Annotated in this window: 19 protein-coding genes and 2 tRNA genes; 12 read left to right on the top strand and 9 right to left on the bottom strand. The window is 65.9% G+C overall.

Translation table 11 applies throughout. The features are described 5' to 3' along the window. Window positions 1-9: 9 nt before the first annotated feature. Window positions 10-1968 (top strand): acetoacetate--CoA ligase, encoded by a 1959-nt coding sequence (locus tag ABIE65_RS00105; protein ID WP_354075674.1) that lies wholly within the window; start codon window positions 10-12, stop codon window positions 1966-1968. Between the two features lie 56 nt (window positions 1969-2024). Here the strand turns inward: ABIE65_RS00105 and ABIE65_RS00100 are convergent, their stop codons facing one another. From ABIE65_RS00100 to ABIE65_RS00075, 6 genes are all read right to left on the bottom strand, one after another. Continuing rightward, window positions 2025-4058, bottom strand: a complete 2034-nt coding sequence (locus ABIE65_RS00100) for a polysaccharide biosynthesis protein (protein ID WP_354074771.1) — start codon at window positions 4056-4058, stop codon at window positions 2025-2027. Between the two features lie 345 nt (window positions 4059-4403). Next, window positions 4404-5384 carry an N-acetyl-D-Glu racemase DgcA gene (dgcA, locus tag ABIE65_RS00095; protein ID WP_354074770.1) on the bottom strand — a complete coding sequence of 327 codons (981 nt, stop codon included), beginning with the start codon at window positions 5382-5384 and terminating at the stop codon, window positions 4404-4406. Next, on the bottom strand, window positions 5381-6376 hold the full coding sequence (gene dgcN, locus ABIE65_RS00090) for an N-acetyltransferase DgcN (protein WP_354074769.1): 996 nt from the start codon (window positions 6374-6376) through the stop codon (window positions 5381-5383). Before dgcN ends, dgcA begins: the two co-directional genes overlap by 4 nt. Window positions 6377-6502: 126 nt before the next feature. Next, window positions 6503-6576, bottom strand: a tRNA-Gly gene (locus ABIE65_RS00085). A 64-nt stretch (window positions 6577-6640) separates the two neighbouring features. Then, a complete protein-coding gene (locus ABIE65_RS00080) occupies window positions 6641-7237 on the bottom strand; it encodes a DinB family protein (RefSeq protein ID WP_354074768.1) in 597 nt (198 codons plus the stop codon). Between the two features lie 237 nt (window positions 7238-7474). Continuing rightward, window positions 7475-8191, bottom strand: coding sequence for a glutathione S-transferase (locus ABIE65_RS00075; protein WP_354074767.1), 717 nt, complete (start codon window positions 8189-8191; stop codon window positions 7475-7477). A 236-nt stretch (window positions 8192-8427) separates the two neighbouring features. Here ABIE65_RS00075 and serA point away from each other — a divergent pair, with 236 nt between their 5' ends. Further along, window positions 8428-9678: a phosphoglycerate dehydrogenase gene (gene serA, locus ABIE65_RS00070; RefSeq protein WP_354074766.1), complete on the top strand. Its 1251-nt coding sequence runs from the start codon at window positions 8428-8430 to the stop codon at window positions 9676-9678. Window positions 9679-9693: 15 nt separating this feature from the next. Here serA and chrA read toward each other — a convergent pair whose 3' ends face one another. From chrA to nthA, 3 genes are read right to left on the bottom strand one after another with little or no spacing between them, the layout of a single operon-like run. Then, complete coding sequence (chrA, locus tag ABIE65_RS00065) at window positions 9694-10938, bottom strand: chromate efflux transporter (RefSeq protein WP_354074765.1); 1245 nt, start codon at window positions 10936-10938, stop codon at window positions 9694-9696. Further along, window positions 10901-11557, bottom strand: a complete 657-nt coding sequence (nthB, locus tag ABIE65_RS00060) for a nitrile hydratase subunit beta (RefSeq protein WP_354074764.1) — start codon at window positions 11555-11557, stop codon at window positions 10901-10903. The genes chrA and nthB overlap by 38 nt, the downstream gene beginning before the upstream one ends. After that, the gene (gene nthA, locus ABIE65_RS00055; RefSeq protein WP_354074763.1) at window positions 11554-12192 is read right to left on the bottom strand and encodes a nitrile hydratase subunit alpha; all 639 of its coding nucleotides are present in this window, start codon (window positions 12190-12192) and stop codon (window positions 11554-11556) included. The genes nthB and nthA overlap by 4 nt, the downstream gene beginning before the upstream one ends. Before the next feature lie 191 nt (window positions 12193-12383). Between nthA and ABIE65_RS00050 the strand changes: the two genes are divergently transcribed. The 10 genes from ABIE65_RS00050 to ABIE65_RS00005 form a co-directional block, all read left to right on the top strand. Next, entirely contained in the window at window positions 12384-13424 is a 1041-nt protein-coding gene (locus ABIE65_RS00050; protein ID WP_354074762.1) for an amidohydrolase family protein, read from the top strand. 60 nt (window positions 13425-13484) lie between these two features. After that, entirely contained in the window at window positions 13485-13784 is a 300-nt protein-coding gene (locus ABIE65_RS00045) for a hypothetical protein (RefSeq protein WP_354074761.1), read from the top strand. A gap of 52 nt (window positions 13785-13836) precedes the next feature. Then, window positions 13837-15540, top strand: coding sequence for a gamma-glutamyltransferase (ggt, locus tag ABIE65_RS00040; RefSeq protein ID WP_354074760.1), 1704 nt, complete (start codon window positions 13837-13839; stop codon window positions 15538-15540). A gap of 291 nt (window positions 15541-15831) precedes the next feature. Then, window positions 15832-16866: a rod shape-determining protein gene (locus ABIE65_RS00035; protein WP_354074759.1), complete on the top strand. Its 1035-nt coding sequence runs from the start codon at window positions 15832-15834 to the stop codon at window positions 16864-16866. 97 nt (window positions 16867-16963) lie between these two features. After that, window positions 16964-17761, top strand: a complete 798-nt coding sequence (gene mreC / locus ABIE65_RS00030; RefSeq protein ID WP_354074758.1) for a rod shape-determining protein MreC — start codon at window positions 16964-16966, stop codon at window positions 17759-17761. 1 nt (window position 17762) lies between these two features. Further along, window positions 17763-18278, top strand: a complete 516-nt coding sequence (gene mreD, locus ABIE65_RS00025) for a rod shape-determining protein MreD (RefSeq protein ID WP_354074757.1) — start codon at window positions 17763-17765, stop codon at window positions 18276-18278. Between the two features lies 1 nt (window position 18279). Further along, window positions 18280-20184, top strand: coding sequence for a penicillin-binding protein 2 (mrdA, locus tag ABIE65_RS00020; RefSeq protein WP_354074756.1), 1905 nt, complete (start codon window positions 18280-18282; stop codon window positions 20182-20184). Beyond that, window positions 20181-21344, top strand: a complete 1164-nt coding sequence (rodA, locus tag ABIE65_RS00015) for a rod shape-determining protein RodA (protein ID WP_354074755.1) — start codon at window positions 20181-20183, stop codon at window positions 21342-21344. Before mrdA ends, rodA begins: the two co-directional genes overlap by 4 nt. 69 nt (window positions 21345-21413) lie before the next feature. After that, window positions 21414-21489: transfer RNA gene (locus ABIE65_RS00010), tRNA-Lys, on the top strand. Between the two features lie 365 nt (window positions 21490-21854). Continuing rightward, the coding region (locus ABIE65_RS00005; protein WP_354074754.1) for a hypothetical protein at window positions 21855-22228 on the top strand (374 nt) is incomplete at its 3' end.

The raw sequence follows: 22228 nt of genomic DNA, 5'->3' as shown, positions 1-22228 counted from the left end.
TTTAAAGAGGTGGTCGTGGTGAACGAGGTGCTCTGGGAACCTTCCGAGGACCGCAAGGCGGCTACCAATCTCCATCGGTTCCTCCGCGCGGCGGAGGGCCGATGGGGAGTGGCGCTGCCGAACTACGACGCCGCCCACCGCTGGTCGATCGATCGGCTCGAGGAGTTCTGGCAGACACTTTGGGACGAGCTCGATCTGGTCGGGGACTGTGGTGAACGTGTCCTGTCGAATCGCGAGAAGATGCCCGGGGCGTGCTTCTTCCCCGACGGCAGCGTCAATTTCGCCGAAAACATGCTGCGCCACACCGGCAGCGAGCCGGCGATCATCTTCCGCCGGGAGGACGGGTTGCGGCGCAGCCTGACGCGGGACGAACTGCGGGCGCTGGTCGCGCGAATCGCGACCGCGTTGGTCGATGCGGGGATCAAGAAAGGGGACAGGGTGGCGGGCTACCTGCCCAACATCCCCGAGGCAATGGCGTGCAAGCTCGCGGCTGCGAGCATTGGTGCGGTGTGGTCGTCCTGTTCGCCCGACTTCGGTGTGCGGGGCGTTACGGACCGCTTCGGGCAGATCGAACCGAGGATCCTGTTCTCGGTCGACGGCTATAAATATGCCGGCAAGAGTCTCGACCAAGCTGCAAAGCTGACGGACGTAATGGTGGGGTTGCCGACGGTCGAGGCACTCGTCGTCATCCCGTTCCTGCAGAATGAACCTGATCTCGGCGGTCTTCCTAAGGCCGTCTCATTCGAGACCTTTCTCGGGCGTGCGACTGTGGGTGAGCCCAGCTTCGCGCCGCTGCCATTCGATCACCCGCTCTGCATTCTGTTCTCGTCGGGCACGACGGGTATGCCGAAATGCATCGTGCACAGTCACGGCGGCGCGTTGCTCACTGGCATGAAGGAGCACGCACTGCATGTCGACGAGCGGCCGGGCGATCGTCTCTTCTATTTCACCACCCTCGGCTGGATGATGTGGAATTGGCTGCTCGGCGGGCTCGGCACCGGCGCCACTTTGCTGCTGTATGAGGGCTCACCCTTCCACCCCGGCCCCGAGGCCCTTTGGGATTTCGCCCAGGACGAGGGCATGACCGTCTTCGGAACGTCCGCGAAATATATCGACAGCATCCGCAAGGCGGGGCTGGAGCCTGCGAAGACGCACGATCTGAGCAAGCTCAGGACCATCCTCTCGACTGGTTCGCCCCTGGTCCCGGAAGGCTTCGACTACGTCTATGAGCGGGTGAAGAGCGACGTCCATCTGGCTTCGATGTCGGGAGGTACCGACCTCTATGGTTGCTTCGTCGGTGGCAATCCGCTGGCTTCGGTGCGGCGCGGTGAAATTCAGGGTCCGATGCTCGGAATGGCGGTCGACGTATGGGACGACGATGGGAAGCCGATCCGTGAGCAGAAGGGCGAACTCGTCTGTACCGAACCGTTTCCGTCGATGCCGGTCATGTTCTGGAACGATCCCGACGGCGAGCGCTATCGATCCGCATATTTCGAACGATTCCCGGGCGTCTGGTGTCACGGCGACTGGGCCGAGTGGACCCAGGCCGGCGGCATGATGATCTATGGCAGATCGGACGCCACGCTCAACCCGGGCGGTGTCCGGATCGGTACCGCGGAGATCTACCGTCAGGTCGAGCAGTTGGAGGAGGTCGTCGAATCGATCGTCATCGGGCAGGAGTGGGACGGCGATACCCGGGTGGTCCTGTTCGTTCGGCTGCGCGAGGGCGTATCCCTGGATGATGCACTGCGGGATCGAATCAAGCGTCAGATCCGCGAGAATGCGTCGCCACGACATGTCCCTGCCCGTGTCATTCAGGTCGCGGACATTCCGCGGACGAAGAGCGGCAAGATCACCGAGTTGGCGGTGCGCGACATTGTGCATGGTCGACCGGTCAAGAATGTCGAGGCGCTGGACAATCCCGCTGCGCTCGATCTTTACAAGGCCCTTCCGGAACTGACCGCCTGACACGAGGCGGCACGCGCTGCGATGGCCGGACTGCCACCGCGGTGCGTCTTGGAGTGTTATGCGCCCGTGACGACCGGTTCACGGACCGGGGCGGCCGCTTGGGGGAGAGCCGGCGAGGCAGTCTGGCTCAACGGCTGCGGGTTGTAGTCCTCGACGCAGGCCCGCAGCACGCTCTTGAGCATCGCTACGTCGGCCGTCTCGATCGCTTCGCGCGCACGGATCACCTGCGGTTCGATGCTTTCCCAGGAGGCGTTCACGTCGCGGGCGCGGTAGACGCGCGGGTGGCTTGTCGGTTGGGCCTCGCCGTCAACCAGCAACTCTTCATAGAGCTTCTCGCCCGGACGAAGCCCGACATACTCGATCTGGATACCGCCGGGGTGATCCGGGCACGCGACCTCAAAGCCGCTGAGGTGGATCAGCTTCTCGGCGAGATCGCCGATCCGGACCGGTTCGCCCATGTCGAGGTGGAATACTTCGACGCCCTCGTCGGCCATCGCCCCGGCCTGGATCACGAGTTCTGCGGCTTCGGGTATCGTCATGAAGAATCGCACGACGTCGCGGTGGGTCACGGTGACGGGGCCACCGTCGCGGATCTGATCGCGGAACAGAGGTACGACGGACCCGGCTGAATCAAGAACATTGCCGAACCGGACGATGGCGAAGCGGGTCCTTGTTCCGGCGCCGCTGAGGCCCTCGACCACCTTCTCCGCCATTCGCTTGGAGGCGCCCATCACGTTCGTCGGCCGCACCGCCTTGTCGGTAGAGATCAGGACGAATTTTCTGACATCGTTTTCGATGGCCGCCTTCGCCACGTTCATCGTTCCGAAGACGTTGTTCTCGACGCCGCGGAGCGGGTTGGCCTCGACGAGCGGAACGTGCTTATACGCCGCTGCATGGTAGACAATGTCGATCCGATGCTCGGCCATGGTACGGCTGAGGCCTTCCTGGTTCAGCACGGATCCGAGGATTGGCACTAGCTCCACCCGAAGGCCGCGACGCTTCAGCACGCCGCGTAATTCGCGCTCGATTGAGTAGAGCGCGAATTCCGAAACGTCGAAGAGCACGAGAACAAGCGGTTTGTGCCTGAGGATCTCACGGCAGAGCGCTGAGCCTATCGAGCCGCCGGCGCCAGTCACCATCACGCGCCTGCCTTCGATTTCATGGCTGATCAGCGCGATGTCGGGCTTCACCGGCTCGCGGCTCAGAAGTTCCTCCGGTGTCACTTCCCGGAATTCCGTCGCCGATCGGCGCCCATCGACGATCTCCGATAAGGAGGGCAACGTCTGAACGTTGATTGGGTAGCGCGCCAATTTGTTGAGAACCGCTCGCCGCTGCTCGACCGAAGCCGACGGGATGGCAACCACGATCTGCTCGAGACCCTTCGCAGTGATCTGCCGCTCAAGATCGCTCGGTGGGCTAATCTCACGTCCGTGCAGTCGCCGTCCATGGAGGTCGCTGTTGTCGTCGAAAACGGCCACGACTTCGGCACGGCCTTCGCGCTGCAACCAATTGATCAATTGCGCGCCAGCGCTGCCTGCGCCGTAGACAGCGAGCTTGCGGCGACGCTGGTCCGGCGGAAGCGGGTTTGGCGCACGATAAAGGAAGGCGACGGCCATCAGGCGCCATGCGAGCAGAGGCCCGAACAGCGACACCGCCAGCAGCGGATACGCGAGCGCAACAGCTCCGTTGGGCAGGGAGAAGCTGAGCAGCGTAGCGCTGGCGGTCGATGCCGCGAAGACGCCTAGAGCGAAAGGAAAGAGCTCCGAATACGACCAGTGCCGGACGACGTTCCGGTAGATGCCGCAGATCGCCAGTGATCCGACGGTCAGCAGACCGCACGCAAACACCAGGAGAACCGGATGGAGCGGGCCTGCGTAGCAGCTGCACAGCATTTGATAGGCGGCGACGACCACGGACAGAGCCGCGGCGGCGATGATGAAATCTACGGCTCCGGATAGGAGCCGTTTCCCCCAACGCGGCCATTGGGTCGCCCCAACGGCGAAACCATGTACGGCTTCAAGAAGTGAGCGTTTCTGCACGGTCCCGTCGTGTCCGTTTCGATCGTTACTGCCTACGAGCGATCGCAGCATTAATTCGTTCCTCGCCGCTGTTTCGCCTCTACTTGAACCCTGCCGACAGGCGATGGCAGAACCGAGCCCAGACGACTTAGTAATGTCACAGAGGGACAAAACTGCTGTCGTTGCGAGCCTATCCCCTAGCCGCCACCATTGTCTTAGAGGGTCATACGCCCGAACAGAATGCGACGATAGTCACACTCTATGCGGTTCCTATGCCGAACGTCCATATGGTGCAGTGCGGTATGATGCCGCCAGTCGGTTGAGCTACCGAACTGCCTCATTTATGGCGGCTTCCTTTCATTTGCGCCTAGTGTGATGCGTGAAGCCAGCACGGCTGGGACGCTGACCCGCGCGAGGTCAGCCCCACAAGTCAGGCGGTGGCCTTCCTAAGGTACTGCCCTTGTAGACAAGTCCTGGCCGCCGGTCCTTCGCCAGGAGAAGTGGGCCGTCAAGGTCGACGAAGCGAGCGACGGCGGCGACGAGGGTCGCGGGGGCCATCGATAGAGAGCTGGCGAGCATGCACCCCACCATGATCCCAAGTCCGGCTCGCTCGGCCTCGCGAACAGCAGCCAGCGCCTCTGTCAGGCCTCCTGTCTTGTCCAGCTTGATATTCACGAAGTCATAGCGACCGATTACCTCGGCGAGGCTCGTTCTGTCGTGAAACGATTCATCCGCACACACCGGCACCGGATGTGGCACGATGGCGAGGGCTCCATCGCCTCCGGCGGGAAGTGGCTGCTCGATCAGTGCGACCCCTAGATCCGCCATCGCCTGCATCAGGACAGGCAGCTGGTCGGGTTGCCAGCCCTCGTTGGCATCTACGATCAGTTCGGAGTCCGGAGCCGCCGACCGCACGGCGCGAACGCGCTCGATGTCCTCACTGCCGCCGAGTTTCAGCTTCAGCAGGGGACGGTGGGCAGCCTCCCGCGCTGCCGTAGCCATCGCTTCCGGAGTATCGAGGCTGAGCGTGTAGGCGGTGGTCAGCTGCTCGGGCATCGTGATGCTGGCAATCTCCCAAGCCCGTTTGCCCGCCCGCTTGGCCTCGAGATCCCAGAGGGCACAGTCGACGGCGTTGCGTGCGGCACCTGCCGGCATCGCGCTCTGCAGGGCTAGGCGGTCGATGCCCCCGGCGATCGCCTCGGCCATGCCTTCGATCTGTGCCGCGACGCTGGCAGGGGTCTCCCCGTACCGGGCATAGGGAACGCATTCGCCGCGGCCGGAGACGTAGCCGTCGGTGATCTCGACGACGATCACCACCGTTTCGGTGCGCGAACCGCGCGAAATCGTGAAGGCGCCGCGAATCGGCAGCGCCTCGATCGTGTGCGTCAGACGCCTCACGAGGTCAGCCTATCGACGATGGCGCCGGTGCCCGTGGCGAGTGGGTCGCAGCAGGGAAGGCCGAACCTGTCCTCCGTCGACTTGAGCACGCGCTCCGCCTCTGTCGGTGAAAGAAGGTGCGTATCCATCGAAATGCCGATGAACTTCGCCTCGGGGTTGGTCAGGTAGGCGTGGTGGAGATAGGGCTCGAAGCAATCCTCGAGCTTCGGTATCGGCATGTGCTTCAGGCCGCGCATGTGTGTGCGGGTCGGCTCGTGACAGAGCACGAGAGCATCGGGCTGTGCGCCGTGCAGCAGGCCCAGTGTCACGCCGGCGAAGGCCGCATGGAAGAGCGATCCCTGGCCCTCGATGAGGTCCCAGTGGTCGGGTTCGTTGTCGGGTGACAGCCACTCCGCCGCACCCGCGATGAAGTCGGAGATGACGGCGTCGATCGCCACGCCGCGCTCGGCGATGAAAACGCCGGTCTGACCGGTGGCGCAGAAGCGCGCCTTCATGCCGCGCGCCAGCATCTCCCTTTCGAGTGCGAGGACCGTGTACTTCTTGCCGACCGAGCAGTCGGTGCCCACCGTGAGAAGCCGCTTGCCGGTTCGCTTGTGGCCCTTGCCGGTCGAGAAGCGTTGCGTCGAATGGCGCACGTCGTAGAGCTTACGGTCGTGCTTCGCCGCAGCGTCGGCGATCTCCGGCACGTCGCCCAGGCGGTCGTGCAGGCCGCTCGCGATGTCCATGCCGGCTTCGATGGCCGATACGATCGTGCCGACCCAGTGGCTCGGCATCACGCCGCCGGAGAAGGCGACGCCGACGACCATGGTGCGAGCGCCCTTCTGCGCGGCCTCGGCGACGGTCGTGTCGGGTACGCCCGCGTCGGCGTTGCAGCCCGGCAGCCGCAGCTGTCCCACCACCCACTCGGGGCGCCAATCCGCTATGCCGCGCGCCGTCTTGGCGGCGAGTTGATCCGGCACGTCGCCGAGAAAGAGCAGGTAGGGCTTGTCCACGACCACCTCCGCGTCGCGCCCGAGGGCGCCTTCGTTCGCAAGCGCAAAACAATAACGGATGGTCACGCGCCGGGCGAGCCTTGCGACGGTGCAAACATTCCCTTTTGTGGTGTTTCATGGGGCGACTGGAGCGGGTGAAGGGAATCGAACCCTCACCGGTGGCTTGGGAAGCCACTGCTCTACCATTGAGCTACACCCGCGAACCGGCGCCATTTAACGGCAGCAGCGAGCGCCGTTCAAGAGGAGTCCGCCTCCGCTCTTCCCCTACTCGTCCCAAACCTTCTCCGGTAAGGGAAGCCCATCGAAGTCGGCGGGCCCGAGCGGTCGTTCAGGTGGAATTCCGTTCATCTCCAGGATCGCCATCAGTTGCCTGACGTGCTGGCCGGAATGCCATGCCGTCCGCTCCATCACGTCGCGTAACGGATGGATGCCAAAATACGTGGAGACGGGCTTGTCGTCCGGCCGGCTTGGTGCGGCGGACCACCAGTCCGCTACACGCCGCCGCACCACCGCACCGTAGTCGGCGATGGCGCCGAAGCTCTGCATGTCGTCCGGCGGTCGCGCGACCAGAGCCTCGGCGGTCAGGGTGCCGTCGTCCGCCATTTCGACGAAAGATTCCGGAATCCGGAAGATATGATGCGTGAGCACCCGGTAGGTGCGGTCGCGGTTCGGCACCTTGTGCGTGAGCAGGTCGTCCGGCATCTGGCGCACATAACGTTCCGCTGCAGCCAGGATCGTATTCATGCGGCCGGCGATTTCCGATACCGTCAGCTCTCGCCGGGCCTCCACCGCAATGCCGAGGAACGCGGCCACGTCCTTCAGGGATTGGCCGAAGACGAAACTATCGCCGCGTGTGACCACCGGGATGGTGCGGATGCCCAGGCGCCGCAGCTCCTCGATCCCGTCCGGTCGGTCGGTGATGTTGATCGATTCGAACCCGATCGCACGGATCGAGAGAAACTCCTTGAGTTTCAGGCAACTGGTTCAAGCCGGCTGCCAGAATACCTTGATCGGCTCGGACATCTTCTTCCCTATTCTTTTGTTGGTCGAAGTATGAGGCCCGTCGGGGCGTCGGCGCAAGCCGCTTCGCAACTCGCTTCAGGCGTCCAACTCAGGGTAGTGGCGGAAGATGCCCTGCTCATTGTACGGCTGCCGCCGTTCGCTGGCGAGATATGCCGCGATGCGCGGCCGGTGCGCTACCTGGGTATGCAAAGCCGCTACCGCAGGCGCTTCCGACAGTAGCCTAGCCATCGCTATCGGGAATGCGTAGTTGAGGCCGTCGACCGCCTGGAAGAGCGAAAGGTCCGCATATGTGATGGCATCGCCAACGAGATGTTCGGTCCCGTGCGGATTGCGGGCGAGCACGGTTTCGAACCAGGCGAGATATTTCGGGATCCTTGAGTCCCGAAAATCGGCCGAACGCCGCTTCGCCTCGGTCTTCTGATCCTCGTAGTAGAGGCTCGATGCGATGGGGTGATGGCAGTCGTGTGCCTCGGCGACCAGATCGGCGATGGTCAGCTGGATCTGATGCGTCCACAACTGGCCCTGCTCGTCGCGCGGGGCGAGATCGAGTTTGCGCCCGAGGTAAAGCAGGATCGCCGCCGTCTGACCCACCAGGACATCACCATCCTTCAGGAACGGCGGCGCATAGGGGGGACGGTTCGCGCCGTCGCCTTCGAGCAACCGGTTCATCGCCACCATACCGTCGTGCCGCCGCGCCACGTCGACATAGTCGGCTCCGGCCTCTTCCAGAGCGAGCCGGACGAATTCCCCGCGGCCTTGCAGGCCCGGCCAATAGTAGAGTTCGAACGCCATGGCGCGCCTCCTCAGGAGTGAGTTTACCTCGATCTCAACGCGCGCCCTTCCGGGCGGTTCGTGCCCTCGATGGATCGCGGAGGAGCGGTATCGACGCGCCCCCCTGGCCGTGCGGGGCGACGCGCGCCGCGCGGCGTGGTAGGTAGACCACGCTTGAGGCGTCGGTCGTCCGCCCGCGCGAAAGTGGCGCGGGGGCGGCCGGTATACCGCATCCTGAAGACTGAACTGGCCCGCCAATGCGAAAGCTGTCCCTCTCGAAAGACAAGATCCGTGTCCTCCTGCTCGAGGGGGTTCATCCCTCAGCGGTGCAACATATGGCCGACAGCGGCTACACCTCGATCGAGGAGGTGCCGAAGGCTTTGGCCGAGCGGGATCTGATCGAGCGGTTGCGCGGCGTCCATATCCTCGGCATCCGATCGCGGACGCAGGTCACGCAGGAGGTGATCGCCGCGGCAGACCGGCTGATCGCCGTCGGCTGCTTCTGCATCGGCACCAATCAGGTCGATTTGGTCGCGGCGCGGCGCGCCGGCGTGCCGGTGTTCAACGCGCCGTTCTCCAATACCCGCAGTGTCGCTGAGCTCGTCATGGGCGAGATCGTTATGCTGATGCGAGGCATAATGGAGAAGTCGCGCGCAGCCCACCGTGGCGAATGGCTGAAGTCGGCGGCCAACAGTTGGGAGGTGCGGGGCAAGACCCTTGGCATCATCGGCTACGGGAACATCGGCTCGCAGCTTGGCCTCATTGCCGAGAGCTTCGGCATGCGGGTTCTCTATTTCGATCACACCGATAAGCTGCCGCTCGGCAATGCCGTGCCCGTGAAGTCGCTGCCCGAACTCCTGGCAGAGAGCCACGCCGTGTCGCTTCACGTGCCGGAGACGGCGTCCACGGCCGGCATGATGGGGGCGGCGGAGATCCGGGCGATGCGGCAGGGGGCGTTCCTGATCAACGCGTCACGAGGCAACGTGGTCGATCTCGAGGCTCTCTCGGCAGCGCTGAAGAGTGGGCACCTGCTGGGGGCCGCGATCGACGTGTTTCCCGCCGAGCCTTCAAGCTCGATCGAGGAATTCGTGTCGCCCCTGCGCGGCCTTCCCAACGTCATCCTGACGCCGCATATCGGCGGTAGCACGGCCGAAGCGCAGGAGCGGATCGGCCTCGAGGTGGCGAAGAAACTCGGCGACTACAGCGACGTCGGCAGCACCATTGGGGCGGTGGAGTTCCCGCAGGTCCAGCTGCCGACCCGCCCGAGCGGCTATCGCTTCATGCACATCCACCGCAATGCGCCGGGGGTTCTGGCGCGCGTCATCGAGGTCTTCTCGCGGCACGGCGCCAACATCGGAGCGCAGTACCTCCAGACGGATCCGGACGTGGGATATCTGGTGGTAGATGCTGACGCCGAAGGCGATTGGGACGGTGCGGCGATCCTCTCCGACCTCCGCGCGATACCCGAGACGGTTCGGGCGCGGATCCTCTATGGTGCGTCGCACTGAGCCGGCAAGGTCTCCTCACAGCAGTATCGACCCGGCGACCGCCGTTGCGGCGACGACTGCCCAGACCGGGGCCCTCCACACCTGGAGGGCCAGGAATGCGGTGAGGGCGATGGCGAAGTCGAGAGGGCCGCGCACCGCGCTGATCCAGATCGGGTCGTAGAGAGCTGCGCCCAGCAGGCCGACCACCGCGGCGTTGACGCCAAGGAGCACGGCCTGGGCGTGCGGCTCGTTGTGGAGGTCGTTCCAGAAGGGGAGCGTGCCGACGACGAGCAGCAGGCCGGGCAGGAAGATCGCGACCACCGCGACCAAAGCCGTCAGAATCGGTGGTGCGAGCGCCGCACCGTTCGGCGCAACGACCATGCCGAGATAGCCGGCGAACGTGAAGAGCGGCCCGGGAACAGCCTGTGCCGCGCCATAGCCGGCGAGAAACGCGTCGGATGTGACCCAGCCTGGGTCCACCACCTCCGTCTGCAGCAGCGGCAGGACGACATGACCGCCGCCGAACACCAGCGCGCCTGTGCGGTAGAAGGCGTCCGCCACCGATAGCAGCGTGGGCTGGGTGCTGCCGAAGAACGGCAGGCCGACGAGAAAGGCCGTGAAAAGAGCAAGCGCGGTCCACGCACTTCGCCGGCCTATCGGAAACCCGACAGCCGGCCCTGGTGCCGGCGCCTTGTCGCGCAGCAGGAGTGCGCCAGCGGCCGCGCCGAGCATGATGACCGCGATCTGCGTCAGGTTCGTCTGCCACAGGATGACCGCGACAGCGGCGATGCCGGCGATCGTCGCACGCTCCCGATCCGGGCAAAGGTTGCGTGCCATGCCCCACACGGCCTGGGCGACGACCGCCACTGCAATCAGCTTCAGGCCGTGCAGCCACCCTGCCCCTTGAGACGATTCGGCGAGGCCCCAGGCGAACGCGATCAGCAGCAGTGCGGAGGGGCCGGTAAACGCGAGCCAAGCGAGAACCCCGCCGGGCAAGCCGCCGCGCAGGATGCCGACGGCGAAACTGACTTGGCTGCTGGCTGGGCCTGGCAGGAACTGGCAGAGCGCCACCAGGTCGGCATAGCCGCGCTCGTCGAGCCATCGGCGTTTCACGACGAAGGCTTCGCGATAGTAGGCGAGGTGGGCGATCGGCCCGCCGAAGGACGTCAGGCCCAGTCGCAGGAACACCAGGAACAGTGCCGGTAGCGACGTGCGCTCCGGCGGTTCGACGGTGTCCTCAGGCTCAGACGGGGGAGAGATGGTTGTCCCAGAGGTCGACATGAACGCAATCCCCTTCTGGCGCGTCGGGCCCCCAAAGTTCGCGCGCCGTGAAGCGGACGCTGTAGCAGTGCTGCGGAGCTTCGCCCCGGTCGTGGGCGTTGGTATCCGGGAACACGAACACGCCATGGTCGATGGCGATCGTGCCGTTCCGGCCGCGGACGTAGCGCGGGATGCGCGTGTGGCCGGTCGGGTGGATGTTTCGTGCAACGACCCGCTGACCGGCAGTGAAACGCGCAGGGGCGTCGGCGCGCTTCGCCGAACCGCCGCGTCGGATGACCTCGGCCATCCGCTCGGGGGGCACCGCCGCGATTCCGGCAGGGGCGGGGCGCAAGGCTTTCAGCTGTTCCATCTCGTCGGCGCCGACGAGACCCTTCTCGACGAGCAGGGTCTCCAGCCCGTGCAGCCAGTGTTCGTAGTAGGTCGTGCCGAGATAATCCGCCGGATTCATCCCCTCGCGGGCGAAGCGGCTGGTGTCGATGTTCCATTTGCCCAGCGCGCCGGCGGCGAGCGTGATGCCGAAGGCGTGACGCTCCCATTCAGCATGAAAGACAGGTTCGTCCGCCTCCGGTGCGATTGGACCGAAGCCGTGCATGCCGCCGAGGTCGTGGGCGCCATTCATGTCGGGGCTCCCGGCCGGCTCGCCAGTCCCACGCCGATCATCGAATCGCGGGTCACCAGGCCGGCGAGCGTCTCCTCGTCCATGCCTTCGCTCCCCTCGGGGCGCATCGGCAGCACGAGGTACCGGAGCTCGGCCGTGGAATCCCACACCTTCACCGTCGTCGTATGAGGCAGTTCGACACCGAATTCGCGCAGCACGCCACGGGGATCGATAACGGCTCGGGCGCGGTACGGGGCAGCCTTGTACCAGACGGGCGGCAGGCCGAGCACCGGCCATGGATAGCAGGAGCAAAGAGTGCAGACGACGAGGTTGTGCACCTCGGCTGTGTTCTCCAGCACGACCATGTCCTCGCCCTGGCGTCCGACGAAGCCGAGCGACGCGATGGCCGCGGTCGCGTCCTTCAGGAGCCATGCTTTGTAACTCGGATCGGTCCAGGCTCTAGCAACGACGCGCGCACCGTTGCGGGGGCCGATCTTCGTCTCGTAGAGGTCGACGAGATAGTCGAGCGATGCCGGGTCGACCAATCCCTTCTCGACCAGCAGGGATTCGAGAGCCTTTACGCGCAGCGCGACATCGGACAGTTCCGACCCTTCTCCGTGATCGTCGTGCTGGTGGTCATGATGATCGTGCGGCATGGGTGTCGCCTCCACTGCGGCTGCCGGCCGATGCACATCCGTCCTGCGGAGAATGCCTGCCGCCGACCGAACGGTGCAAGCGTGCGATTGTGACGGACCGACCCGCGTAGCCGCCTGCACGCCCCGGGGGCGGATGGCGGGCTCTGTGCGCAGGGGGTATCGTTTCTGCAGAGCAATAGAGGGGAGGGACGATGAGCGCCGAAGCGATGGTGATGCCGAGCCTGATTTCCGGCCTGGACGACGCTTGGCTCGCACGGAGCCACGAAGAGATCATCGAGCCGGATCTGCCGATCTGTGACCCCCACCATCATCTCTGGCAGCGCGACGGACACCCGTACCTGCTCACCGATTTCCTCCTCGACGCCGGCAGCGGGCACAATGTCGTCAGCACAGTCTACCTGGAGTGCGGCTCGTTCTATCGGACCCAGGGACCGCCCGAACAGCGCTCGGTCGGCGAGGCGGAATTCGTCGCCGGTATCGGCGCCATGAGCGACAGCGGCTGCTACGGTGCGAGCCGCGTCGCCGCTGCCTTCGTGGGCTATGCCGACCTGAGGCTCGGGGCGCGTGTCGCACCAGTGCTGGAGGCGCTGGCCGCTGCCGCAGGGGGGCGGTTCCGCGGCGTCCGGCAAGCCGCCGCCTGGGATCCCGGATTCGTTATCGCCAGCAGCCATGGCCGCCCCGACCCCGGCCTCTACCGCGACGCGATCTTCCGCCAGGGCATCGCCGTTCTCGGCCGGATGGGGCTGACTTTCGATGCCTGGGTGTATCACCCGCAGATCAGCGATGTCGTCGATCTGGCACGGACCTTCCCGGAACTGCCCGTCGTCCTCAATCACGTAGGCGGGCCGATCGGCATCGGCCACTATGCGGGGCGTCGCGACGAGGTGTTCGCGGACTGGTCGGCAGCGATGCGCGACCTGTCCGCATGTCCCAACGTGCACGTGAAGCTGGGCGGGCTTGGGTCGAAGCGGGCAGGGTTCGGGTGGCACGAGCGGCCGGAGCCGCCCACCTCGCAGGAACTGGCCAACGCTTGGCGGCCCTACGTGGACACCTGCATCGAGGCGTTCGGCGCCGGGCGCTGCATGTTCGAGAGCAATTTCCCAGTAGATAAAGCGTCCTGCACGTATGCGGCGCTGTGGAACGCGTTCAAGCGCCTCGCCTCTGGCGCGTCGCCCGCCGAGAAGGCCGACCTGTTTCGCGATACTGCACAGCGGTTCTATCGCCTCGCCTGATGCAACCGGAGGGCGGCAGCGACGTTCGTCCCCCGTCACAGAACGATCGACGAGGATCCCATGAACCGGAATCGGACATCCTGCGCCTGCGGTTTCGGCAACCCGCGCGCGCTCGCCCTATTGGGGATCGCCGCCGGTGCCGGGTGGCTGCTGTATGAGGCGTTCCGGCGCTATCTGCCGCAGCGGCCGGGCGGCCACGGGCCAGTGCCGCGCCCGGACGGGGAGGGGATCGATCCGCGCGATGCGCCGGAACGTCCGGTTACCGGATCGATGACACCGCACGAGATGGAAGAGAATGCCTGGGGCACCGCTGCGCCGCACGTCGGTTCTTCGGAGACGCCGCCCCGCTACGCCGAATGACCCGAAGCGATCCGGGCTTTCCGCGCGACGATCTTCGGGCCACCATCTGGCGATGCGCGGCCTCATTCTTCTGATCCTGTTCCCGCTCGTCCTGCTCCTCCCTTCGGGGGCGGCATCAGTGCGTGCGGACGATGTGGTCGCACGGCGGCAGATGGTGGTGGTGAGCCATCCCCTCGCCGCGCAGGTGGCGATGGATGTTCTTCGCGACGGCGGGGGCGCCGTCGATGCAGCGATCGCCGCGCAGCTGGTGATGACTTTGGTCGAGCCGCAGTCGTCCGGCATCGGCGGCGGTGCGTTTCTCGTCCTGCGACGCGCTGAGGACGGCCGGATCCTTACCTATGACGGCCGTGAGACGGCACCCACCTCGGCGACGCCAGGGATGTTCCTGAACACCGACGGCCGGCCAATGGCCTTCGACGAAGCGGCGGCCGGCGGAATCGCGGTTGGCGTGCCAGGGGCGGTCCGGATGCTGGGCATGGCGCACGCCGCTCACGGCAAGCTGCCCTGGCGACGGCTCCTGGAGCCGGCGATCGCTCTGGCGGAAGCTGGTTTTCCGGTATCGGAGCGGCTCGCCGCGTCGATCGCCGCGGCGCCCCAACTGCGATCGGCGGCGGTGGCGGGGACCTATTTCTTCGACCCGCCGGGGATCCCGCACGGCCAGGGCACTGTGCTGCGCAATCCGGCGCTCGCCGCGACCTTGCGCGTTCTGGCCGACGAAGGGCCCGGCGCCTTCTACGCCGGGAAGATCGCGCGCGAGATTGTCGCGGCCGTCCGCCGCGCGCCGATCCATCCAGGCGGAATGACCGAGGACGATTTGGCTGGATACGAGGCCAAGGCACGGCCGCCAGTGTGCGGCAGTTACCGCGGCTACCGTGTCTGCGGCGCGCCGCCCCCAACGTCCGGGCCGGTCACCGTGCTGCAGACGCTCAAGATGCTCGAGCGCTTCGACATGCGTGCCCTCGGGCCTTGGTCGCCGCAATCCGCGCACCTGTTCGCCGAGGCGTCGGCGATCGCCTTTGCCGATCGCAACATGTGGCTGGCCGACCCCGACCGCGTCGATGTGCCGACAGCGGGCCTGCTCGATGGCGGATATCTCGCCGGGCGCGCGGCGCTCATCGATCCAGGAAGGGCTCTCGACGAAGTCGAAGCCGGCGTTCCGGTGCACCGCCGGACCGACCTGTCGCCCGACGCGATGGAGCGGCCGCCGGGGACAGCGCATATGAGCATCGTCGCCGACGACGGCGACATCCTGTCGATGACGACCAGCGTCGAGCGATCGTTCGGAACGGGGCTGATGGCCGGAGGCTTCATCCTGAACAACCAACTGACCGATTTCGCCTTCCGGCCGGCGGCCGACGGGTCGCCCGTGGCCAATGCCGTGGCGCCTGGGAAGCGGCCGCGGAGTTCGATGTCGCCGGTGATCGTCACCGACCCTGACGGTCGACCCGTCCTGGTCACGGGCTCGCCCGGCGGCGCTCACATCATCAACTACGTGTCCAAAAGCATCGTCGCGCAACTGGACTGGGACATGGGACCGGCAGCCGCGGCTGTGCTGCCGAATCTGTCGGACCGGAATGGCGTGGCGGCGGTCGAGACGACGATGCCTGCCTCGGTCGTAGATGCCCTGGTGACGCGTGGTCACGAGGTACGTCGCGTCACGCTGACGAGTGGCCTCAACATGATCCGCATCCTTCCCGACGGTTCGCTGGTCGGTGCGGCGGATCCGCGCCGTGAGGGCGTCGCAATGGGAGACTGAGGAAGACGAAAAGAGTTGCGGGCGGCAGGCCGACGGCCTTAATAATCGCGGCCCCGCCGGGTGAGCGACCCTCCGGGTTCCCTCCGGATCGGCAGTGGGCGCCAGGGCGCCGGTGCCGGCGGCGCCATGGCCGATCCAATCTACTTTCTGCGTCAGCAGGATCCGGGATGGTTTGGCGGCCCGATCCGCATGGTCTGCCGCGCACAGCCTGCGCAGGCCCGCTTCCGGTCGTTCGTGTTTGGGTAGGTCCCGCGTGTCGCCCCGGTGGCAGGCCGCGCATCGCGAGGTGAGATGTTCTCGAGTTTTCTCGGCCTGGTTTCGGCAGATCTGGCGATCGACCTGGGCACGGCGAACACCCTGATCTATGTCGGCGGCCGCGGCATCGTGCTGAACGAACCGTCCGTCGTGGCGATCGCCACAGTGAAGGGGCGCAAGCAGGTGCTGGCCGTCGGCGAGGAGGCGAAGCAGATGCTGGGCCGCACGCCGGGTAACATCGAGGCGATCCGTCCGCTCCGCGAAGGTGTCATCGCGGACTTCGAGGTCGCCGAGGAGATGATCAAGCACTTCATCCGCAAGGTGCACAACCGGCGCAGCTTCGTCAGTCCGCAGGTGATCGTCTGCGTGCCGTCCGGTTCCACCGCGGTCGAGCGCCGTGCCATTCAGGAATCCGCCGAGAGTGCTGGCGCGCGCCGTGTCTATCTGATCGAGGAGCCTATGGCGGCCGCCATAGGCGCCGGCCTGCCCGTCACCGAACCGACTGGGTCCATGGTCGTCGACATCGGCGGGGGCACCACCGAGGTCGCCGTGCTGTCGCTGGGCGGCATCGTCTATTCCCGCTCGGTCCGTGTCGGCGGCGATAAGATGGACGAGGCGATCATCGCCTATATCCGCCGCCACCATAACCTGCTGATCGGCGAGAGCACGGCGGAGCGGATCAAGAAGGACATCGGCTCGGCCTGTCCGCCGCCGCGCGGCGAGGAGCAGTGGATGCCGATCAAGGGCCGCGACCTGATGACCGGCGTCCCGCGCGAGATCGCCGTGACCCAGACCCAGGTCGCGGAGGCATTGTCCGATCCCGTCAACGCGATCATCGAGGCGGTGACGGTTGCGCTGGAGCATACCGCACCCGAACTGGCGGCCGATATCGTCGACAAGGGTATCGTCATCACCGGGGGCGGCGGGCTGCTGACCAATCTGGACGTGGTCCTGCGCCATACTACCGGCCTGCCGATCACCATCGCCGAGGACCCGCTGTCCTGCGTTGTCCTGGGCACGGGGCGATGCCTGGAAGAAATGAAGCTGCTGAAGCACGTCCTGATCGGCTGACCCGCCAGCGGTGCGAGGACGAGAGGTGGCACGCATACCCGGACCGCCACTGAAAGAATCACTGCCCCTGAAGGCCATACTCCGGCGGTTCGTGTTCATGGCCTTCGTCGGGGCGGCGGTCGCCCTGATGCTTGTCGGCAAGATCGAGACCGTCGTGGTCGAGGAACTGCGCATGCGTGCGACGGACGCCATAACGCCGATCCTCGATTTTCTTTCGCGCCCCGTGGCCGGCTTCGCCGGCGCAGTCGAGAGCCTCGACGAACTGGCGTCGCTGCGGTCCGAGAATGCCCGTCTGCGCGAGGAGAACGAGCGCCTGATCCACTGGCAGCTCCTGGCGCGCCGCCTCGAGGGCGAGAACCAGTCGCTCCGCGACCTGCTGCGCCTGAAGCCGGGGCCGCCGGCACGCCACATCGCGGCGCGTGTCGTCGCCGACACGGGCGGGGCGTTTGCGCGTTCCGTATTGGTCAACGCCGGGACGCTGGACGGCGTCCGGCAGAAGCAGAGCGTCCTGTCATCCGAGGGGCTCGTCGGCCGCGTGGTGCAGGTGGGGCGCCGGTCGGCGCGCGTCCTACTGATCACCGACCTCAATTCGCGGGTGCCCGTCGTCGTGGGCGATCGGCGGCTGCACGCGATCCTCTCCGGCACGAACGGCGACCGGCCCGTGCTGCGGTATTTTGTCGGTGACGACACGGTCGCCGACGGCGACTTCGTCATGACCTCGGGGCAGGGGGGCATGTTCCCGCCCGGCCTGCCGATCGGTACGGTGGCGCGGGCCAGCGCCGAATCCGACGACGCCGCCGAAGTGGTGCCGTTGATCGACTGGCACCGTCTGGAGTTCGTGCGCATCGTCGACTTCAGTGGTGGATTGGTCAGCGAGTCCGGGGCTCTCCGCTGAGATGCGGTGGACGATCTGGCAGAAGCTCGATCGCTGGGCCCGTCTCTCCACGCCCTTCGTACTCGGCCTGATGCTGGCGATCGTGGCGGTACTGCCCTGGCCGCTGCCGGGAGCGCCGCCGGTGACGCCGGCGCTGCCATTGGCCGCGGTGTATTATTGGACCCTGCAGCGCGACGACGTGCTGCCGCCGCCGGCCGTGTTCTTCCTCGGGTTGACCCAGGACCTGCTCGGCGGCGCGCCGGTGGGGCTCAACGCGCTCGTCCTGCTGCTCGCCAGCGCCCTCGTCCAGCTGCGCCGCGGTCCGCTCGCCCGGCAGCCCTTCGTGGTCACCTGGTGGGGCTACGCCGTCCTGGCGGCGCTGGCCGAGGTCGCCCTGTGGGCGTTCGGATCCCTGTATTTCCTCGTTCCGCTCGCGCCCCAGCCCTTCCTGGTCCAGTATCTGCTCGGCGTCTGCCTCTATCCGCCTCTCAGCCTGCTGTTCGCGGGTGTCCAGCGCGTCGTGGTGGGAAGGGCCTGACATGCGTCGCGACAACAAGCGATACCGGACCTTCACCCGCCGCGCGCTGCTGCTCGGCGCCGGGCAACTCGGCATGTTCGGCGTCCTCGCGAGCCGGATGTACTACCTCCAGGTCGTCGAGGGCCGGCGCTACGCCGCCATGGCCGACGACAACCGGATCAGCCCGCGGCTCGTCGCGCCGACCCGAGGGCTGATCTTCGACCGCGCTGGCGTGCCGCTGGCCGTGAATCAGAAAACGTGGCGCGTCTCGGTCACGCCGGAACAGAGCGGAGGCCTGGAAGAGACCCTCGACCGTCTCGCGCAGCTCGTGCCGATTGCCGATCATGATCGCCAGCGCGTGCTCAAGACGGCGCGTCGCCAGCGCGCGTTCCAGCCCGTCACCGTGCTCGACAGCCTCTCCTGGGAGGACATCGCGAAGATTTCGGTCAATGCGCCGGAACTGCCTGGGGTCGAGGTGGAGATGGTGCCGCGCCGGCTCTACCCCTATGGCGAGCTCGCGGGGCACGTCGTCGGCTATGTCGGGCCTGCCTCCGTCGCCGATCTGACGGGCGATCCACTTCTCACAATACCGGAATTCCGTATCGGTAAGAGCGGCATTGAGCGGGCTCGCGACGTTGCGCTCCGTGGCACGGCCGATATTCGAGAGGTGGAGGTCAATGCCGTCGGCCGGGTCGTTCGCGAGTTGCGCCGAATCGACGGCGAGCCGGGCAGGGATCTGACCGTCAGCCTTGATGTCGAACTCCAACGGTTCGCACTCAATCGATTGGGCACCGAAACGGGTGCGGCGGTGGTGCTCGACGTCAAGACCGGCGACGTCCTAGCCATGGCGTCCAATCCTGCCTACGATCCTAACGCATTCAGCCGCGGCATCACGCCCGAGGAATGGAAGACGCTCTCCACCGACGAGCGGGGTCCGCTGACGAACAAGGCTGTTTCGGGACAGTATGCGCCCGGCTCGACCTTCAAGATGATCGTCGCCGCGGCTGCACTCGAAGCCGGGGTGGTCACGCCCGGTCAGACGTTCTTCTGCGGCGGGTCGATCGAACTCGGCGACGGTCGCTTTCATTGCTGGCGCCGTGGCGGCCATGGCTCGATGAACGTACACGACGCGATCGCCCAGTCCTGCGATGTCTACTTCTATGAGGTTGCCCGACGCGTCGGCATCGATCGGATCGCCGAAATGGCCGCTCGCCTGGGGGTCGGCGTTCGTCTCGGCGTTGAACTGCCGAACGAACGCGCCGGCCTTGTGCCCACGCGCGCCTGGAAGAAGGCGGAACTCGGCAAGTCGTGGACCATCGGCGAGACCCTGATCGCAGGCATCGGTCAAGGCTACGTTCTGGCGACGCCCCTGCAGCTCGCGGTGATGACGGCGCGGCTGGTGAACGGCGGGTTGGCCGTCTCGCCGCGCATCGCCGCCGCACTCTCCGGCGGCGATGGCGCCATGCGGCCGTTGCCGGTCGCTTCGGCCGGCCCGGTGGGCATCTCACAGGAAACGCTTCAGGTGATGGGGCGGGCAATGGCGGCGGTCACGACGACCCAGCGCGGGACAGCGTATGCCGCCCGCATCGAGGACCGCGAAATGGCCATGGGCGGCAAGACCGGCACGTCGCAGGTCCGGCGGATCACCATGACGGAGCGTCGTACGGGCGTGCGCCGCAACGAGATGCTCGATCGCAAGGAGCGCGACCATGCACTCTTCGTCGGATATGCACCTCTGCACGCGCCGCGGTACGCAGTCGCGGTCGTCATCGAACACGGCGGCGGCGGATCGGCGGTGGCCGCCCCCATCGCCCGCGATATCCTGATCGAGACGCAGCGCCGCGATCCGGCGCGCACCCTGCCCGGTTCCCCGCAGGCGTCGGCATCGCCAGACGTCATGCAGGCGATGGAGGTGATGCGCCGATGATGACGACTCTGTTCCAGGCGCCGCCCTCCGAGGGGCCGAGGCTGCGCTTCGTGACGAAGCTGCTCCAAGTCAACTGGCTGCTGGTCGTCCTGGTGGTGGCGCTGGCTTCGATCGGCTGGCTGGTCCTCTACTCGGCCGCCGACGCCAGCCTCGAGCCGTGGGCCGGACGCCAGATGTATCGGTTTGCCTTCGGCCTCGCGATCATGCTGACCATGGGCTTCGTCGACGTCCGCTTCTATCTGCGCTGGAGTTACCTGATTTTCCTCGTCGTCCTGGTACTCCTCGTGGCGGTCGAAGTGGCCGGCCTGACGGGGATGGGCGCGACCCGCTGGCTCGATCTCGGGGTGGTCAGCGTGCAGCCGTCGGAGATGATGAAGCTCGCGCTCATCTTGGCGCTCGCGCGCTACTTCCACGACCTGGACGACGCGCAGGTCAACCGAATCGGGACGATGCTCGTTCCGGCGGCCATGATGGCGCTGCCGACGCTCCTGGTCCTGAAGCAGCCCGACCTCGGAACGGCGGTGCTGATGGTTGCCGTGGGGACCGTCATCCTCTTCGTCGCCGGCCTCGCGCTCTGGAAGTTCCTGGTCGCGGGCCTCGTCGTGGCGGCCGCCGCGCCTATCGCCTGGACGATGCTGCACGACTATCAGCAGCGCCGCGTCATGACGTTCCTCGATCCGGAGAGCGATCCGCTCGGCGCCGGCTATCACATTCTTCAGTCGAAGATCGCTCTGGGCGCCGGGGGGCTGTTCGGACGAGGCTTTCTGCAGGGAAGCCAGAGCCAGCTGAACTTCCTGCCGGAGAAGCAGACGGATTTCGTCTTCACCATGTTGGCGGAGGAGGCCGGGCTCATGGGCTGCATCTTCGTGCTGGCCCTGTTCGCCCTGGTCATCGCGATCTGCTACGTCGTCGCACTGCGCAGCGAAAACCAGTTTGGCAGACTGGTATGCGTCGGGGTCGGGGCGCTGCTGTTCGTCCACGTCTTCATCAATATCGCGATGGTGATGGGCCTCGTGCCCGTGGTCGGCGTCCCCCTGCCGCTCATCTCTTACGGCGGCAGCTCGATGCTCACGGTGCAACTCGGGCTGGGGCTCGTGCTCAGCGTTTCCGTCTACCGCGACACGCGCATTGGCAGCGCCCAGAGCGGCCCACCGCGATAAAACGGCGCACCGACGTCCATCAACTCTCGACAAGCCGTCCGGCGTTTGCTACCTACCCACCTCCCTCGCGGGCGCATAGCTCAGTTGGTAGAGCAGCTGACTCTTAATCAGCGGGTCCAAGGTTCGAGTCCTTGTGCGCCCACCATTTCAAGCCCCCGGAAACGTTAGGTTTCCGGGGGCTTTTGGTTTCCGGTCTCGAACACAGCGGGACTGGGTACATGGTCCGCCTCGTCCTCGCCTGACCAGTATTCTCATTCAGGCGCTGCCTTCCTCCTATCCTGAGGCGGCAGGCGAATTGTCGGCGTCGTCCGCGGCGGGGGTGGCGTCTCGGACGTCGTGCCGTGTCACCGATCGAAGAGCGCCCGCGCAAGAACGGCTGATGGTCCAGGCGTCTTCCAGGCCCTACTGGCGAAATATAACTTATAGTTGTATATATACGATTTTATATGTTGTTACGGTAGTTGTTCAGGGCTAAGCTTGCTGCACTTGGTGACGCTGCGGGAGGCATCGATGGCACGTTTCACTGATCGTCAACTCGAACTGCTTCAGGCCTACGTCGACAAGACGGTCGCGGCGTTCGAGAGCGCAGGGTTGAGCTTTTCCGTGGAGAGCGACCTTGCCGCCTGGGCCGACACGATGCGGAACGCGCCTTCGATCACCGCCGTTTCCCCCAGCTTCGACCCGGAACACAGTTGGCTGACACCGGCTAACAGCTTCTGGGTCCGTCTGCGCGACAGGGAGGGCAAGGTCATCGGATGCATCTGCAGTCGGCTGTTCGAAACCGACGACTGTCAAACGGCGTTCAAAGCTGACCCCGTATCGGCTTGCAATATTGACCCCCTGAAGTGCTCGCTGCCGTCCTGGGTGATGCGGAGCCGTAGGCG

Source organism: Constrictibacter sp. MBR-5, from assembly GCF_040549485.1.
Lineage (GTDB): Bacteria > Pseudomonadota > Alphaproteobacteria > JAJUGE01 > JAJUGE01 > Constrictibacter.
Note: the sequence above shows the minus strand (reverse complement) of the source record. Positions and strands in the feature narration are given on the sequence as shown.

Coding starts and splice junctions, on each gene's coding strand:
- ABIE65_RS00100 (WP_354074771.1), bottom strand. CDS start 4,058: ATGCTGCGATCGCTCGTAGGCAGTAACGATCGAAACGGACACGACGGG.
- ABIE65_RS00075 (WP_354074767.1), bottom strand. CDS start 8,191: ATGGCGTTCGAACTCTACTATTGGCCGGGCCTGCAAGGCCGCGGGGAA.
- serA (WP_354074766.1), top strand. CDS start 8,428: ATGCGAAAGCTGTCCCTCTCGAAAGACAAGATCCGTGTCCTCCTGCTC.
- chrA (WP_354074765.1), bottom strand. CDS start 10,938: ATGTCGACCTCTGGGACAACCATCTCTCCCCCGTCTGAGCCTGAGGAC.
- nthB (WP_354074764.1), bottom strand. CDS start 11,557: ATGAATGGCGCCCACGACCTCGGCGGCATGCACGGCTTCGGTCCAATC.
- nthA (WP_354074763.1), bottom strand. CDS start 12,192: ATGCCGCACGATCATCATGACCACCAGCACGACGATCACGGAGAAGGG.
- ABIE65_RS00050 (WP_354074762.1), top strand. CDS start 12,384: ATGAGCGCCGAAGCGATGGTGATGCCGAGCCTGATTTCCGGCCTGGAC.
- ABIE65_RS00045 (WP_354074761.1), top strand. CDS start 13,485: ATGAACCGGAATCGGACATCCTGCGCCTGCGGTTTCGGCAACCCGCGC.
- ggt (WP_354074760.1), top strand. CDS start 13,837: ATGCGCGGCCTCATTCTTCTGATCCTGTTCCCGCTCGTCCTGCTCCTC.
- ABIE65_RS00035 (WP_354074759.1), top strand. CDS start 15,832: ATGTTCTCGAGTTTTCTCGGCCTGGTTTCGGCAGATCTGGCGATCGAC.
- mreC (WP_354074758.1), top strand. CDS start 16,964: ATGGCCTTCGTCGGGGCGGCGGTCGCCCTGATGCTTGTCGGCAAGATC.
- mreD (WP_354074757.1), top strand. CDS start 17,763: ATGCGGTGGACGATCTGGCAGAAGCTCGATCGCTGGGCCCGTCTCTCC.
- mrdA (WP_354074756.1), top strand. CDS start 18,280: ATGCGTCGCGACAACAAGCGATACCGGACCTTCACCCGCCGCGCGCTG.
- rodA (WP_354074755.1), top strand. CDS start 20,181: ATGATGACGACTCTGTTCCAGGCGCCGCCCTCCGAGGGGCCGAGGCTG.